The organism is Williamsia sterculiae (assembly GCF_900156495.1).
Lineage (GTDB): Bacteria > Actinomycetota > Actinomycetes > Mycobacteriales > Mycobacteriaceae > Williamsia_B > Williamsia_B sterculiae.
Window position 1 is genome coordinate 90,905 of record NZ_FTNT01000002.1, and the last position, 16,345, is coordinate 107,249.

The following is a 16,345-nucleotide window of genomic DNA, read 5'->3' on the forward strand; positions in this document are numbered from 1 at the left end:
CAGAGGAACCAATGAAACTGTCAGACAAGTCGATTCGCAGAATCGTCCAGGTCGCGGGTACTGCCGCAGCGGCCACCAGCATCGCTCTGCTCGCACAGGGGCCGGCGTCGGCTGACGTGTTCGTCAACCTGCCCTCGCAGACCGACGCCAAGACCCTCGCCGACGGCACCAAGGTGACCGTGGTGCGCAGCAACGAGCGGGCCACCATCAGCCCGTCGCTCGGCGGAACCCCGCTGCACCGCAACGCGCAGGTCTCGGCCAAGTACGACGTGACCACCAGCACCAAGGCCAAGATCAAGGTGCAGGCCGGATACATCGTCGGATGCCAGGTGTCGGTCAATCAGCTGACCTCGACCAACAACGACAACATCTCCAACAGTTACAACACCGGAACCGGAGCCTTCGGTGTGGCCACCGGGGGCACCGGGCTGAGCGAGAGCCTGACGCTCGGGCCGGGCCAGGCCTCCACCTACTACGTCAACGACTCGGAGAAGGCGGACGACTTCGGTGCCGACAACCACTCGACCAAAGTCGGCTTCAACACCAAGCACGCCAAGCTGAGCTACGTCGGGACCACGTTGAACCTGACCGGTTGCGCCGGATACGCACAAGCCCGGTCGATCGCGAACATCTTCATCTCCACCCCCACGACTGACCAGGTGATCACCACCTACGGCAGGCCGTTCAGTCTGGGCTGAGCCAACTGTCCCTCTCACAGGTCGCACCCGGCGTCGATGACGCCGGGTGCGACTGCTTTGCGGTGGCTGTCGGCCGGTTTCGCGCGTCAGACTCCGGCCGAGGTCAGTTGCTCGCGCAGTGCCGTGCGGTACCGCTCCACGTTGCCGAGCTTGACGGACTCGTAACCGCGCACCATGTCGGGCAGGTCCGCGATACGGACCGCGACCGCCTGGTCGAGACGGCCGGTGGCGACCGCTCTCGTGAGCCGGGCGACCACGTCGCGGTATTCGGTGATCAGACCGCGTTCCACCCGGCGGACCTCGGCATGGCCGAACGGATCGAGCGGCGTACCCCGCAGGCGTTTCATCTTCGCCAGTGACGTCAGCACCGGTCGAGCCCGCGTGCCCAGGGCCAGCTTGTTCTTCATGCCGAGCGCTCGCAGCGTCGGGGGGTGAAGGCGCACCGCAACGTCGGCATCGGCACCGTAGTCGCGCGCGATCCGCGCCGCGAACGCGGTGTCACCGGTCAGTCGGGCCACCTCGTACTCATCCTTGTATGCCATCAGCGTGAACAGATTCCTGGCCACCGACAGGGCCAGGGCATCCTCGTTGTCGACACTGACATCGTCCATCTCGAGTACGGATTCCACGTCGTCGAGGTACCGCTGCGCATACGCCCGGTCCTGATAGGCGATCAGCTCGTCGGTACGACGCAGCAGGACCGATCGCAGTTCGGCGCCGGTGTGACCGAGCCGAGCCACCATGGCCAGCGCGTCGGCACTGGGTTCCACCACCGGTTCCGCCGGCGTCAACCGTTCGACTGCGGTGGCGACCGCACCCGGGTCGGCGACGAGCTGCCTGCCGCGGCGGAACGCCTGCAGGTTGCGGTCCACAGCCACACCGTTCAGCGCGATCGCTCGTTCCACCGCGCCCGACGACATCGGCATCACACCGGTCTGGAATGCGGCGCCGACCATCAGCATGTTCGCGTACTGCTCGTCGCCGAACAGCGCGGTGGCCACCGCACCGGGGTCGAGATACACCGAGCGGCGGCAACTCCGGTCGATCCGCTCGTGCACCGAGGTGTCCGACGGGTAGCCGATGGTGGTGTCCACGACCATCGACCCCGTCGGGATGCGGGTGGTGGAGACGACCGCCGTGGTGCGATCGGCCGCGGCGACCCTGAGGTTGACCTGGTCGGTGCCGACCAGCGCATCGCAGGACAGGTAGAGGTCGCAGTCGCAGTCGGCGACCTTCGCGGCCTGCTCCACCGGTGCGGAATCGACCTTGAGGTCGCTGACCACTGCACCGCCCTTCTGGGCCAGCCCGGTCATGTCGACGGTGCGGGCATCGAAGCCGTCGAGGACCGCCGCGGTGGCCAGTACCTGCGAGACGGTGACCACCCCGGTACCCCCGATTCCGGTGGTGCGCATCCGGAACCGACTGTGCGACAGCGTGGACGGGACGGGAGCCGGCACGTCGTCCGGTCCGATTTCCGGAGCCGCCGGGCGTTCGGCACGGGCACCGGGCGTGACGGTCACGAACGATGGACAATCGCCGTTGAGGCAGGAGAAGTCGAGGTTGCAGGAGCTCTGGTCGATACGGGTCTTTCGTCCGAACTCGGTGTCCACCGGGTGTACCGACAGACAATTCGACTTCTCGCCACAGTCGCCGCAGCCCTCACAGATGCGCTCGTTGATGACCACCCGCTGAGCCGGGGTCGGATAGGTACCACGCTTGCGTTTGCGCCGTTTCTCGGCGGCACAGTGTTGGTCGTGGACCAGTACCGTCGCCCCCGGTGTCGCGGCGAGTTCACGCTGTACGTCGAGGGTGTCGTCACGATGACGCACGCGCACACCGCCGGGAAGCCCAAGGGCACGGGTGCGTTTCGGATCGTCGGAGGTGACCACCACCCGCTGCACACCCTCGGCGATGAGCAACGACGTGAGCATCGGCAGCGACATCGCACCCACGGCATCCTGGCCACCGGTCATCGCCACGGTGCCGTTGTAGAGCAACTTGTAGGTCATGTTCTCACCCGAGGCGATCGCCGCGCGTAACGCCAGAGAGGCGGAGTGCATGAAGGTGCCGTCACCGACGTTCTGCACGAAATGCTGCTCGCCGACGAACGGCGCCATCCCCAGCCACTGGGCACCCTCGCCGCCCATCTGGGTGACCCCGGCGATGTCACCGACCTGCTGCGGGTCCATCAGCAACACCATGGCGTGGCAACCTATCCCGGCACCCACCAGGGTGCCGTCGCTCACCTTGGTGGAACTGTTGTGTGGGCAGCCCGAGCAGAAATACGGGGTTCGGGTGGCCAACGGCAGTTCGATTCGGGTACGTCGTCGGGACCGACGGTCCACCCAATCGCGTGCCGCGGGCACTCTGTGGTGCGCGGCGAGGCGGAGCGCGAGTCCGCGGGTGACCGCGTCGACGTCGAGCTCGCCGAAGCGGGAGAACAGGGTCGAGCCGTCCTCGTTGACCTTGCCGACGATCCTCGGGGCTCGCGGGCTGCGGTAGAGGATGTCGCGCATCATCGTCTCGATGAAGTCCCGCTTCTCCTCCACCACGATCACCTCGTCGAGGCCGTCGACGAAGTCGCGCAACACCTCCCGCTCGAACGGGTAGATCATCCCGAGTTTGAGGATCCGGATGCCCAGGCGGCCCAACTCGGAGTCGTCGATACCGATCAGGCGCAACGCCTCCCGGACGTCGAGATAGGTCTTACCCGCTGCGACGATGCCGATGCGATCGTCTCCCGTACGCGCGACCATCCGGTTGAGGCCGTTGAGCCGTGCGTATTCCAGTGCGCGGGGCTTGCGGATGGTGAGTTGGTTCTGTTCCAACTCCATCAGGTTGGTCCCGAGCAGCCGGCCGCTCGGGACATGTGGGCTGACCCCCAGGTCGCCGTATCGCGGGTGGAGGCGGTCGGGGGCGACAACGGCGGTGGACGCACCGTCGGCCACATGAGCGGAGATCTTGAGCGCGGTCCAGAGCCCGGAGACGCGTGACATCACCGCCGCATGGACGCCGAAGTCGAGGATGTCCTGGGAGTCCGCGGGGTACAGGGTGGGCAGGTAGAGATCGGCGAGTGCCATCTCCGAGGCGCACGGCACGGTGGAACTCTTGGCACCGGGATCGTCACCGACGAGGGCCACGGCGCCACCGCGCGCGTGCGTTCCGATGATGTTCGCGTGGCGCAGAGCGTCGGATGCCCGGTCGAGGCCGGGCGCCTTGCCGTACCAGTAGCCGACCACACCGTCGCGCGAGAGGCCGTCGGGGGTCGGGGCGAGCTCGGTGACCTCGGCGGCGAGCTGTGAGCCCATCACCGAGGTGGCGGCGAGCTCCTCGTTGAGGCCCGGTCGATACACGATGTCGTAGGGGGAGAGCAGTGCGGTGCGGCGGGCGATCTCCAGGTCGTAACCGGCCAACGGTGATCCCTCGTATCCCGAGATGAAGGAGGCCGTCCGCAATCCCTCGCGGCGGTCCAGCACCGCGCGGTCGCGGACCATCCGGACCAGGGCCTGGATGCCGGTGAGGTAGATGGTCCCGGACTCGCGGGAGTATCGGTCGTCGAGGGAGAAGCTCTCGGGCGATGTCTCGGCTGAGACGCTCGAACGCGATGCGGAGTCGGGGTTCGCGGCGACGGACGATCGCCGCTCCTCAGGAGCGAGGGTCATGGATCACACAGCCTTCGTGGGTGTAGCGGCTCCCCCGGGGGTGGTGGGTGACCCGCAGTGGTTGGGTGCCACCACTGTAACTCGACGTGTGACCCAGCTCACGAGTGCGGCGGTGCATGTTCGTCTCGGATGGCCGGAACCCGTGGTCGCGATCGCGTGACAACAGTGGTCCGGATCACTTACACTGACTTCAGTTAATGAAAACTAACTGAGATCGTGACCGAGAGGCGGGTACCGCGTGACCCCGATCCAGACGACCCCGATCCAGACCGGGCCGGTCGGGTCGGCGACCGACGAGCCGACTGCGACGAGCGGCCGCGAGGCCCATCTGCGAAACGTGACCGCACTCCGGGATCGGATGGCTCGCGCCGCGCGGGGCGGCGGAGACAAGGCTCGCGAGCGCCACTTGTCCCGCGGCAAGCTGCTACCTCGTGACCGCATCGACACGTTGCTCGACGCCGGGTCTCCGTTCCTGGAGATCGCACCCCTTGCCGCGGAGGACATGTACGACGGCAAGGCGCCCGCCGCCGGGGTGATCGCCGGTATCGGCCGGGTCAGTGGCCGCGAGTGCGTCATCGTCGCCAACGACGCGACGGTGTCCGGCGGCACCTACTACCCGATGACCGTCAAGAAGCACCTTCGTGCACAGGAGGTCGCCGCGGCCAACCGGTTGCCGTGCATCTATCTCGTCGATTCCGGTGGGGCCATGTTGCTCGCCCAGGACGAGGTGTTTCCCGACCGTGAACATTTCGGCCGCATCTTCTACAACCAGGCCACCATGAGTGCGGCCGGGATCCCACAGATCTCGGCGGTGCTCGGTTCGTCCACCGCCGGCGGCGCTTACGTCCCGGCGATGAGTGACGAGACCGTCATCGTCCGGGATCAGGGGACCATCTTCCTGGCCGGCCCACCGTTGGTGAAGGCGGCCACCGGCGAGGACGTCACCGCCGAGGAACTCGGTGGTGGGCAGATGCATTCGTCCGTCTCCGGGGTCACCGACCACCTCGCCGCCGACGACGAGGACGCGCTGCTGAGGGTGCGGCGCATCGTCGCGACCCTGGCTCCCCGCGAACCGTCCCAGTGGGACGTCACCCCCTCGACCACGCCGGCGCGGGACCAGACCGACCTCTACGATGTGGTGCCCACCGATCCGCGCACCCCCTACGACGTGCGTACGGTCATCGAGATCATCTGCGACGGCGGCGTCTACGACGAGTTCAAGCACGACTACGGGGTCTCGCTGGTGACCGCCTTCGCGCACATCGAGGGACACCCGGTGGGCATCGTCGCCAACAACGGTGTGTTGTTCAGCGAATCGGCACTCAAGGGCGCCCACTTCATCGAGCTGTGCGATCAGCGGCGCATCCCCCTGGTGTTCCTGCAGAACATCACCGGGTTCATGGTCGGCAAAGCATATGAGCAGGGTGGCATCGCGAAGAACGGTGCCAAGATGGTGAACGCCGTGGCCTGTGCCCGGGTGCCCAAGTTCACCGTGATGATCGGTGGATCCTTCGGTGCGGGCAACTACTCGATGTGTGGCCGTGCGTATTCGCCGCGTTTCCTGTGGATGTGGCCCAACGCCCGTATCTCGGTGATGGGTGGTCCACAGGCAGCCGACACCCTGGCCACCGTGCGCCGCAACCAGATCGAACGCGGCGGCAGCACCTGGTCCGACGCCGACGCGGAAGAGTTCAAACAACCCATTCGCGATCAGTTCGCCCACCAATCCGACGCCTACTACTCCACGGCCCGCCTGTGGGATGACGGGGTCATCGACCCCGCGCAGACCCGCACAGTTCTCGCCCTCGCCCTGGAGGCCGCGCGGTACGCCCCGCTGGCCCCTGTGGGCTACGGCGTCTTCCGGATGTGATGTGAGATGACCACCACCCCTTCTGATCCGCAGGCCCGTCGCAGCGTCGACACCGTATTGGTGGCCAACCGCGGTGAGATCGCGTGTCGGGTGATCGAGACTCTGCGCGCCATGGGCATCCGCAGTGTCGCGGTGTACTCCGACCCCGATGCCGACGCCCGGCACGTTCGCTTGGCCGACACCGCGGTCCGCATCGGCCCGGCGTCGGCAGCGCAGAGCTACCTGTCCATTCCCACCCTGGTGGCCGCGGCGCGCGCCACCGGTGCCGATGCCGTACACCCCGGGTACGGGTTCTTGTCGGAGAACGCGGGATTCGCCGACGCGCTGGCTCAGGCGGACATCGTGTTCGTCGGGCCACCCGCCGAGGCGATCCGCACCATGGGTGACAAGATCACCGCCCGGGATGCGGTGTCGGCCAACGGTGTCCCGGTGGTACCCGGCGTCTCCAGACCGGGCCTGTCCGACGACGACCTGATCGCCGCGTCCACCGACATCGGGTATCCGCTGCTCATCAAACCCAGTGCGGGTGGTGGCGGCAAGGGAATGCATCGGGTCGACGACGCGGCGGACCTGCCCTCGGCACTGGCCACCGCCCGCCGTGAGGCGGGGGCGGCTTTCGGTGACGACACCCTGTTCCTGGAGCGTTTCGTCGACACCCCTCGCCACATCGAGGTGCAGGTCATCGCCGACACCCACGGTTCGGTGATCCACCTCGGCGAACGCGAATGCTCGCTGCAACGACGTCACCAGAAAGTGATCGAGGAGGCGCCATCGGTGTTACTCGATGCCGCAACCCGGGCACGGATCGGCGACGCGGCCTGCGACGCGGCTCGCAGTGTCGGGTACGTCGGTGCGGGCACCGTCGAATTCATCGTCTCCGCCAACCACCCCGACGAGTTCTTCTTCATGGAGATGAACACCCGCCTGCAGGTGGAACACCCGGTCACCGAGAAGGTCACCGGACTCGACCTGGTGGACCTGCAGGTCCGGGTGGCACGGGGAGAACGCCTGCCGCTGAGCCAATCCGACGTGCACCTCGACGGCCACGCCGTGGAGGCTCGCGTCTACGCCGAGGACCCCGCCAACGGGTTCCTGCCCACCGGCGGGACCGTCCTGTCCGTCACTCACCCGACCGGACCCGGGGTGCGGGCCGACTCCGCCCTCTATGACGGCATGGTCGTCGGCACCGACTACGACCCGATGCTGGCCAAGGTCATCGCGCACGGCATCGACCGTGAGGACGCCCTGCGCAGGCTCGATCGCGCGCTCGCCGACACCCGGGTGCTCGGGTTGCGCACCAACATCGACTTCTGTCGCACCGTGCTCCACGACCCACGCGTCCGCAGTGGGGACCTGCACACCGAACTCCTCGACGAGATGGTGCTGGACTACCGCGCCCCAGCGCCACCCCCGGAGGCGCTGGCGCTGCTCGGCCTCGTCCGCGTCCCCGAGCCGGGCGACGGTGCCTGGCAACGACACGTCGGCTGGCGGCTCGGCGACCGCGCACCCGTGGTCACTCGTGTACACACCGACGCGGGGATCGCCACCGTCGCGGTGATCGGTGATCGCGACGGTGGCGATGTCACCGTCACCGTCGCGGCCGGTGATGTCGAGGACGAGGACAACGATGCGCCGCGGTCCTGGCACGCCCGATGCGGGTGGGACGGTGACCGACTGACGGTCGACGGCGTCGGTAGCGGTTGGTCGCTCGCCGAGGACCCCGATTCCGCAGCGAACGAACGTCTCTGGATCGCGGGACCGGGCGGCACGTGGGAACTGACACTGGCGCGCACACAGGCGGACGCCCTCACCGACGACCACTCCGACGAGATCACCAGCCCCATGCCCGGCACTGTCGTCGCGGTGGGAACCGCTGACGGGCCGGTCACGTCGGGGAGCACCGTCGTCGTCATCGAGGCGATGAAGATGGAACACGCCCTACGGGCACCCGCCGACGGTGACGTGACCGTGCGGGTCGCGGTCGGCGACAAGGTCACCGCCGGTCAGATTCTTGCCGTCCTCGAGTTCACCCACCGATCCGACACGTCCAACACCACAGAGGAGACCGCGACAGTATGACCATCACCGACGATCTCACCGACGAATACGACGCGCTGCGGACCACCGTCCGTGACTTCGCACAGTCGGTGGTCGCACCGGTCGCCGCGCGACACGACGCCGACCACACCTTTCCCTACGAGGTGATCGCGCAGATGGGGGAGATGGGCTTGTTCGGGTTGCCCTTCCCCGAGGAGTACGGCGGCGGTGGCGGCGACTACTTCGCGCTGTCGTTGGCATTGGAGGAACTCGGCAAGGTGGACCAGTCGGTGGCCATCACCCTCGAGGCCGGTGTCGGCCTCGGTGCCATGCCCATCTACCGATTCGGCAACGAGGAGCAGAAGCGGACCTGGTTACCCGCGTTGGCCGAGGGTCGGGCGCTCGCCGGATTCGGGTTGACCGAACCGGGAGCCGGGTCCGACGCCGGGGCCACGGCCACCACCGCACGCCTGGACGGTGAGGAGTGGGTGATCAACGGGGCCAAGCAGTTCATCACCAACTCCGGCACCGACATCACCAGCCTGGTGACCGTCACCGCGGTCACCGGGACCACCGAGAACGGCCGCAAACAGATCTCCACCATCGTCGTACCCTCGGGCACCTCCGGATTCGAGGTCGGGAAGGCGTACGACAAGGTCGGATGGAACGCCTCGGACACCCATCCGCTGTCGTTCACCGACGCCCGCGTGCCGCGCGACAACCTGCTCGGTGAACGGGGCCGTGGTTACGCGAACTTCCTCTCCATCCTCGACGAGGGGCGTATCGCCATCGCCGCCCTGTCGACCGGGGTGGCGCAGGGGTGCGTCGACGAGAGCGTCAGATACGCGAAGGAACGGCAGTCGTTCGGCAAACCCATCGGTGACTACCAATCGGTCTCGTTCGCCATCGCCCGGATGGAATTACGTGCGCACACCGCACGTACCGCGTACTACGACGCCGCGGCGAGGATGCTGGCAGGCAAACCGTTCAAGAAGGAGGCGGCCATCGCGAAGGTCGTCGCGAGCGAGGCGGCGATGGACAACGCCCGGGTGGCCACCCAGATCCACGGCGGATACGGGTACATGAACGAATACCCCGTGGCCCGGCACTACCGCGATTCCAAGATCCTGGAGATCGGGGAGGGCACCACCGAGGTCCAGCTGATGCTGATTGCCCGTGAGTTGGGTTTCCGGTGAGTGACAGCCGATTCGCGGACGGCGACGAGTTTCCCCGGGTCGTCCAGCGGGGCCTCTGGTTCGAGGAGTTCGCCGAGGGCACGATCTACGAGCACCGGCCCGGTCGAACGGTGACCGAGGCCGACAACGTCCTGTTCACCACGCTCACCATGAACGCGCAGGCCCTCCACCTCGATGCCGCCTGGGCGGCCGAGCAACCCGGCTTCGGTGGCCGACGGCTGGTCAACTCGATGTTCACCCTGTCGACGTTGGTCGGGCTGTCGGTCGCACAGCTCACCCAGGGCACGCTGGTGGCCAACCTGGGCTTCTCCGAGATCGCCTTTCCCGCGCCGATGTTCCACGGCGACACTCTCCACGCCGAGACGCGATGCACCGGAAAGCGTCGATCCAGATCGCGACCCGGCGAAGGTGTGGTCAACTTGGAGCACGTCGGACGAAACCAGCACGGCGAGGTGGTGGCCAGGGCGGTGCGGGCCACGCTGGTGCGTGCGACACCCGAGGACGGTGACCGATGAGCAACTGGACGCCCGGCGGGCCGGCGTTGCTGTTCTGCCCGGCCGATCGGCCCGATCGATACCGGAAGGCCGCGGACCGCGCGGATGTGGTCATCCTCGACCTCGAGGACGCCGTCACCCCCGCTGATCGAGAGGCGGCCCGGCAGGCGCTCGTCGACAACCCGCTGGACCCCGATCGGACCATCGTCCGGGTCAATGGCGCCGACACCGGCGACCACGCGCGTGACCTGCGTGCCATCGCCCGGACCGACTACCGGGTACTGATGCTCGCCAAGGCGGAATCGGCGCGCCATGTCGTCGCCACCGGTCATCAGGTGATCGCGTTGATCGAGACACCGACAGGGGCGGTCAACGCCCTCGACGTCGCCTCCGCGGCCAACTGTATCGGGCTGATGTGGGGCGCCGAGGATCTCGTCGCCGGACTCGGTGGTCGCTCCAGCCGGTTCGGTCCCGGCGAGGCCGATCCGGGTGCCTACCGCCATCTGGCGCGCCACGTCCGGTCACAGGTGCGGCTCGCCGCGGCCGCCCACGACCGGTTCGCCGTGGACTCCGTGCACCTCGACATCGGTGACGTCGACGGGTTGCGTGCGGAGGTGCTCGACGCGGTCGCACTGGGGTATCAGGCGACCGCCTGTATCCACCCCTCTCAGGTCGACGTCGTCCGAGCCGGATATCAACCGTCGGACGACGAGTACCGATGGGCCACCGAGGTGGTGGCCGAAGCCGCGGCGAGCGGTGGTGTCTTCACCTTCGACGGCCGCATGATCGACGGCCCGGTGATCCGACAGGCCGAGGCGATCATCAGCAGGCGCCAGGCCGCCGACCTGACCGGTGCGTCGCACGACGACGCCGCGACGTCATCGGTCGAATCGACCACACCGAACGGAAGACGCCCATCGTGACCGACCTGTCGTATGCGCGCGGTGAGACCGAACCGCCGCTCCTGGAGCAGACAATCCCGCAGTCGCTGGCGCAGACCGCCGAGCGATACCCGCATCACGACGCCCTGATCGACGTGGCGGCAGGTCGTTCGTGGACGTACACCGAATTCCTCGGCGATGTGCGGCGCCTTGCCGCGGGGCTCGTGCGTCTCGGGTTGGGACCAGGTGACCGATTGGGACTGTGGTCACCGAACCGATGGGAGTGGGTGATCACGCAGTACGCCTCCGCCGAGATCGGTGTGCTGTTGGTCAATCTGAATCCGTCCTACCGCCAACGTGAGATCGAGTTCGCCCTCAACCACGCGCAGGTGAGTTGCGTGCTGGCCGCCAGGAGCCACCGCGACCTCGAGTACCAGAACATGTTGCACATCGCCCGGCCGAACTGCCCTGCGCTGCAGCGAGTGGTGTTCTTCGAGTCCGAGGAATGGGCCGACCTGCTCAGTGTGCCCGCTCCCGAACTCGCCGACGAGGTCGCCCGTCTGCGTGACGGATTGAGTGTCGGTGACGACATCAACATCCAGTTCACCTCGGGTACCACCGGTTTCCCCAAGGGCGCGACGCTGTCACATCGGAACATCCTGAACAATGGCTACCTCGTCGGAGAACTGTGTCACTACACCGCCGACGACCGGATCTGCATCCCGGTGCCCTTCTACCATTGCTTCGGGATGGTGATGGGGAATCTGGCCGCCACCACCCACGGTGCGGCGATGGTGATCCCCGCCGCCGGGTTCGACCCGGCCGCGACGCTGCGCGCGGTGGTCGGGCAGCGGTGCACCAGCCTGTACGGGGTGCCGACGATGTTCATCGCCGAACTGGCCCTGTTGGATTCGGGTGACCTCGGCGACGTCGACCTGTCATCGCTGCGGACGGGGATCATGGCGGGTTCACCGTGTCCGGAACACGTGATGCGCCGGGTGATCGACGAGATGCACATGGCCGAGGTGTCGATCTGTTACGGTATGACCGAGACCTCGCCGGTGTCCACCCAGACCCGCAGTGACGACAGCCTCGAACGCCGGGTGGGAACCGTCGGTCGGGTGGGCCCGCATCTGGAGATCAGGATCGTCGACCCGGGCACCGGTGAGTCCGTCGACCGCGGTGCGAGTGGGGAGTTCTGCACCCGCGGCTACAGCGTGATGTCGGGATATTGGAACGAACCCGAGAAGACCGCACAGGTCATCGACGCCGACGGCTGGATGCACACCGGTGACCTGGGAGTGATGGACGACACCGGTTATGTCCAGATCACCGGGCGCATCAAGGACATGGTCATCCGCGGTGGTGAGAACATCTACCCCCGCGAGGTCGAGGAGTTCCTCTACACCCACCCCGACATCCTGGATGCCCAGGTGATCGGTGTGCCCGACGACAGGTACGGCGAGGAGCTGATGGCGTGGGTGCGTCTCCGCGACGGCGCCGGAGACCTCACTGCAGACGACGTGCGTGCCTTCGCCGACGGAGTGATCGCGAAGCACAAGATCCCCCGTTATGTGCATGTGGTGGAGGAATTCCCGATGACGGTGACCGGCAAGATCCGGAAGGTGCAGATGCGCGAGGACGCTGTCGACATACTCGGGCTGCCCGCCTCATCAGAGGGATCGCGGTGACCGCGACGGTACGTCCTGGGCTGACCGGACGGATCGGCGAGTTCGCCGACGTCGTCGCCGCACGAACCGGGAAAGAATTCGCCGACTACACCGCGCTCTGGCAATGGTCGGTGGAATACCCGGCGCAGTTCTGGCGTGCCGTGTGGGAGTTCTTCGACCTGGGACCACTGGGCTCGTCCGACGACTCGGCGGTGCTCGCCGACCCCACGATGCCCGCCGCCCGGTGGTTTCCCGACGTGACGCTGAACTATGTCGACCAGGTTCTGCGACATCGTGATCAGTCAGGTGCGGCGATCGTCGCGCTCGACGAGGAGGGTCGGCGCGTCGTGGTCGAGTGGACGGAACTGCCCGGTCGGATCGCCGATGTCATGACCCGGCTGCAGGACGCCGGTGTCACCCGCGGCGACGTGGTCGCGGCCTACCTTCCCGACACGGCAGAGGCGGTGGTGGCGTTCCTGGCGACGGCCGCGCTGGGAGCGACCTGGTCGAGCTGCGGCCAGGACTACGCACCCTCGGGTGCGGCGGGCCGACTCGCGCAGCTGCGCCCCGTCGTGCTCGTGTCCGGTGACGGATACCGCCATGGCGGCAAGGTCATCGACAAGACGGCCGATACGCGGGAGTTGCTGGAGATGCTGCCCGGGGCGACACTGCTACGCACCGAGGACTTCACCACCGGTCAGCCGGGTGCTCAGGTCGTGACCGAGCAGGTACCCGCCGATCATCCGCTGTGGGTGCTGTTCAGTTCCGGCACCACCGGACGACCCAAGGGTCTGGTCCAGGGCCACGGTGGGATCCTGGTGGAACATCTGAAGGCCGCTGCACTGCACGGCGACCTGGGGCCGGGTGACGTCTTCTTCTGGCAGACCGCGTTGAGCTGGATGATGTGGAACTATCAGCTCGCCGGCTTGCTCTGCGGCTCCACCATCGTCTGCTACAGCGGCAGTCCGCTCTTTCCCACCGCCGACCGGCTCTGGCAGGTGCTCGCCGACGAGCGCGTCACCTACTTCGGTACCAGCCCGGGCCAGCTGCAGGCCTCGCGTAAGGCGGGGTTGCACCCCGGCGCCGATCACGACCTCTCGGCATTGCGCACCCTGGGCAGCACCGGGTCGTCACTGGCCCCGGACCTCTTCGACTGGGTGGATGCGGAGGTGGCCGCCGGGTTGCCGGTGTCGTCGATCAGCGGCGGCACCGACGTGTGCACCGCCTTCGCCGGTGGATCCACCGGGGTGACGGTGGTGCCCGGCGAGCTGTCGGTGCGCTATCTCGCTGTCGCCGTGCACAGTTGGTCATCCGAGCGCCGCCCGCTCATCGACGAGGTGGGGGAGATGGTGATCACCGCGCCGATGCCGTCCATGCCGGTGCGGTTCTGGGACGATCCCGACGGAGATCGGTACCGGGCGGCGTATTTCAGCCACGAGTGGGCCGACGGTCCCGACCCGCACATCTGGCGCCATGGTGACTGGGTCACGGTCACCGATCGTGGATCGTTGATCATCCACGGCCGGAGTGACGCCACCCTGAACCGTCACGGGATCCGAATGGGATCGGCGGACATCTACGAGGTGGTGGAGTCGGTGGACGAGGTCGCGGAGGCCTTCGTCCTCGGTGTCGACCTACCCGACGGGCGTTATTGGATGCCGCTTTTCGTGACCTTGGTCGCCGGCGCGACGTTCGACGACTCGCTCGTGGCACATCTGCGCACCGCGATCCGAAACCGGTTGTCACCACGCCACGTACCCGACGAGGTGATCCTCGCGCCGGGTGTGCCGCACACCCGGACAGGCAAGAAACTCGAGGTGCCGGTGACCGCGATCCTCGCGGGCCGACCCGACGTCTCAGTGGATCTCAAGTCCGTGGACGACCCGGAGCTCATCGACTGGTACCGCGGGCAGCATCCCCCGGAACGGTGAGACGTCTGGCGGTCGGCTGACGGTCCGCAGTCGAACGCATGACGTGTGGTGGCGGTGCTCAGAGCATTCTCATGGTGCTGTCAATCGCGTGTACTAGCGTGGGCAGGCGACCACGACGTCAATCACAGGAGTGACGATGAGCTACCAATCCGGCGGACCCGGCTACGGCGGGCAGTACTCCGGTCAGCCCGAGGGTGGCCGACAGGAGCAGGAACGACAAGGATCCGGCGAGGAATCCACCGCACACGAGTCGACCGGCCGCGATTCCGCGGGGCAGACCCAGTCGTCGGGCGGACAGACCGGTTCCGATCCATATGGTGCCGATCGCTACGGGTCCGGGCAGTACGGCTACGGGCAGCCGGCCGGCGGTTACGGACAACAAGGTTACGGGCAGCAGGGGTACGGGGCCTGGGGCCAACAGCCTCAGGGTTCCGGTCAGTCGTCCGCCGGCCAGGGCTCGCCTGCGCAGGGTTACGGCCAGGCCGGATACGGCCAGCAGTCGGGGTACGGGCAGTCCTACGGCCAGCCGGCCGCCGGACAGTCCTACGGCGGTCAGGGCTACTCCGGCCAGGGTTATGCAGGCCAGGGATACGGGCAGGCCGGATACGGCCGCTCATCCGATCAGCCTGCGTCGTCTCCATCGCAGAGTTCGGGACAGCAGGGGTATTCGGGCCAGTCCCCGAGCGGTCAGTATGCCGGCGCGCAGGGTTACGGGCAGTCGGGTTACGGTGCGCCAGGCGCCGGCCAGGCGGGCGGATACGGTCAATCGGGTTACGGACAGTCGTACAACCCGTCCGGTTACGGCCAACAGGACTACAGCCAGGCGCAATACGCCCAGCAGACGACCGGCCAACCGGGGTACTCGCAGCAGGTTGCGCCGCCGAAGCCGAAGGGTGCGGGTCTGCCGGCGGTGACCAGGCGACTCGTTCTCGCCGGTGTGGGTCTGCTCGGTCTGGTCAATCTGTTCCTGGGATTCGCCCCGGCTTTCACCGCCTACTTCTCCAGCCCGCTGACCGACGGAAGTCGCGTCAGCACCGAGGTGTTCCAGTCGGTCGCCGCTGTGAGCCTCTTCGGTTTCGCGGTCGCCGGGGTGTTGGCCCTGACAGGATTGGTACCCGCCAATCGGAGCAAGCCGCTGCTCACCGCCGCGCCGATCGCCCTCGTGTCCTTTCTCGTGGGTCTGTTCGTGGTCTTCACCAGGGGTGATGTCAGCGTCGGCATCGGGCTGATCCTGTTGCTCGTGTTCGGCGCCGTCGAGGCCGCGTTGGCCATCGTGGGATTCCTGATCGAGGCCGATGTGCTGAAGACCGCGGCGCCCGCGGACGCCGGCGACGCTGTGGGGTCGGAGTCGCAGCCCGCGCAAGCCGCGGCGACCACGCAGTCCGCTGCACAGGACTCGCCGAGCACCAGCACCTTCGGCCAGGCCGGTGGTTACGGCTACGGACAGTCGACCGCGCAGACGGAGGCCACGTCACGGCCGTCGGCGGACACCACCGACTCCGGTGCGTCGGTGCGTCGAGAGTCGGGCCGCGCGGAGAGCACCGGCGGCGACAGCCAGGTGTCCTATGGCCAGTCGCAGAGCGCGTCGAGCTCGTACACCCCACCGAACCCGTACACCCAGACCGGGTCGGGACAGACAGCCGCCCCGGCACCGTCGGCGAGAGCGTCCTCGGGCACCGGTGGTCATCACCAGGAGTCCACAGGGACCGGGTCGAGTCCGTACGTACGGCAGGGTGAGTCCGAGTCGTCCCCGGGCGCATCGTCCCCGGGGCAGTCGAGTGCTGATCCGTACGGCGATCAGACCACCGCATTCGGGAACCCGGAACGCAACCAGGGGCACTGACCCGGACGTCGGGCGCACCGGCACACCGGCGCGCCTGACGGTCCGTGGCCGCAGGGTTTGAGA

At 67.4% G+C, this 16,345-nt stretch carries 10 protein-coding genes; 9 read left to right on the forward strand and 1 reads right to left on the reverse strand.

What is annotated here, in order from left to right:
* The first annotated feature begins 11 nt into the window (after positions 1 to 11).
* Entirely contained in the window at positions 12 to 698 is a 687-nt protein-coding gene (locus tag BW971_RS03230) for an MspA family porin (protein WP_076476579.1), read from the forward strand.
* Between the two features lie 86 nt (positions 699 to 784).
* On the opposite strand, the gene BW971_RS03235 is transcribed toward BW971_RS03230, so the two are convergent.
* Entirely contained in the window at positions 785 to 4,360 is a 3,576-nt protein-coding gene (locus tag BW971_RS03235; RefSeq protein ID WP_076476581.1) for an indolepyruvate ferredoxin oxidoreductase family protein, read from the reverse strand.
* Positions 4,361 to 4,598: 238 nt separating this feature from the next.
* On the opposite strand from BW971_RS03235, the gene BW971_RS03240 reads away from it, so the two are divergent.
* The 8 genes from BW971_RS03240 to BW971_RS22070 all read left to right on the forward strand — a co-directional run bounded on the left by BW971_RS03240 (position 4,599) and on the right by BW971_RS22070 (position 16,282).
* Positions 4,599 to 6,230, forward strand: a complete 1,632-nt coding sequence (locus BW971_RS03240) for a carboxyl transferase domain-containing protein (RefSeq protein WP_407701186.1) — start codon at positions 4,599 to 4,601, stop codon at positions 6,228 to 6,230.
* A 6-nt stretch (positions 6,231 to 6,236) separates the two neighbouring features.
* A complete protein-coding gene (locus BW971_RS03245; RefSeq protein WP_076476582.1) occupies positions 6,237 to 8,309 on the forward strand; it encodes an acetyl/propionyl/methylcrotonyl-CoA carboxylase subunit alpha in 2,073 nt (690 codons plus the stop codon).
* Positions 8,306 to 9,463 carry an acyl-CoA dehydrogenase family protein gene (locus BW971_RS03250; RefSeq protein ID WP_076476584.1) on the forward strand — a complete coding sequence of 386 codons (1,158 nt, stop codon included), beginning with the start codon at positions 8,306 to 8,308 and terminating at the stop codon, positions 9,461 to 9,463. Before BW971_RS03245 ends, BW971_RS03250 begins: the two co-directional genes overlap by 4 nt.
* On the forward strand, positions 9,460 to 9,978 hold the full coding sequence (locus tag BW971_RS03255; RefSeq protein ID WP_076476586.1) for a MaoC family dehydratase: 519 nt from the start codon (positions 9,460 to 9,462) through the stop codon (positions 9,976 to 9,978). The genes BW971_RS03250 and BW971_RS03255 overlap by 4 nt, the downstream gene beginning before the upstream one ends.
* Complete coding sequence (locus tag BW971_RS03260; protein WP_083709240.1) at positions 9,975 to 10,880, forward strand: HpcH/HpaI aldolase/citrate lyase family protein; 906 nt, start codon at positions 9,975 to 9,977, stop codon at positions 10,878 to 10,880. Before BW971_RS03255 ends, BW971_RS03260 begins: the two co-directional genes overlap by 4 nt.
* Positions 10,877 to 12,529 (forward strand): AMP-binding protein, encoded by a 1,653-nt coding sequence (locus BW971_RS03265; protein ID WP_076476587.1) that lies wholly within the window; start codon positions 10,877 to 10,879, stop codon positions 12,527 to 12,529. The genes BW971_RS03260 and BW971_RS03265 overlap by 4 nt, the downstream gene beginning before the upstream one ends.
* A gap of 20 nt (positions 12,530 to 12,549) precedes the next feature.
* Positions 12,550 to 14,439 (forward strand): acetoacetate--CoA ligase, encoded by a 1,890-nt coding sequence (locus BW971_RS03270; protein WP_076477298.1) that lies wholly within the window; start codon positions 12,550 to 12,552, stop codon positions 14,437 to 14,439.
* Between the two features lie 136 nt (positions 14,440 to 14,575).
* Positions 14,576 to 16,282: a DUF5336 domain-containing protein gene (locus BW971_RS22070; RefSeq protein ID WP_143690185.1), complete on the forward strand. Its 1,707-nt coding sequence runs from the start codon at positions 14,576 to 14,578 to the stop codon at positions 16,280 to 16,282.
* The last annotated feature ends 63 nt before the right edge of the window (positions 16,283 to 16,345 follow it).

Excerpts from the sequence above, each read along its gene's own strand:
- BW971_RS03230 (WP_076476579.1), top strand. The coding sequence starts at position 12 with ATGAAACTGTCAGACAAGTCGATTCGCAGAATCGTCCAGGTCGCGGGT.
- BW971_RS03235 (WP_076476581.1), bottom strand. The coding sequence starts at position 4,360 with ATGACCCTCGCTCCTGAGGAGCGGCGATCGTCCGTCGCCGCGAACCCC.
- BW971_RS03245 (WP_076476582.1), top strand. The coding sequence starts at position 6,237 with ATGACCACCACCCCTTCTGATCCGCAGGCCCGTCGCAGCGTCGACACC.
- BW971_RS03250 (WP_076476584.1), top strand. The coding sequence starts at position 8,306 with ATGACCATCACCGACGATCTCACCGACGAATACGACGCGCTGCGGACC.
- BW971_RS03260 (WP_083709240.1), top strand. The coding sequence starts at position 9,975 with ATGAGCAACTGGACGCCCGGCGGGCCGGCGTTGCTGTTCTGCCCGGCC.
- BW971_RS22070 (WP_143690185.1), top strand. The coding sequence starts at position 14,576 with ATGAGCTACCAATCCGGCGGACCCGGCTACGGCGGGCAGTACTCCGGT.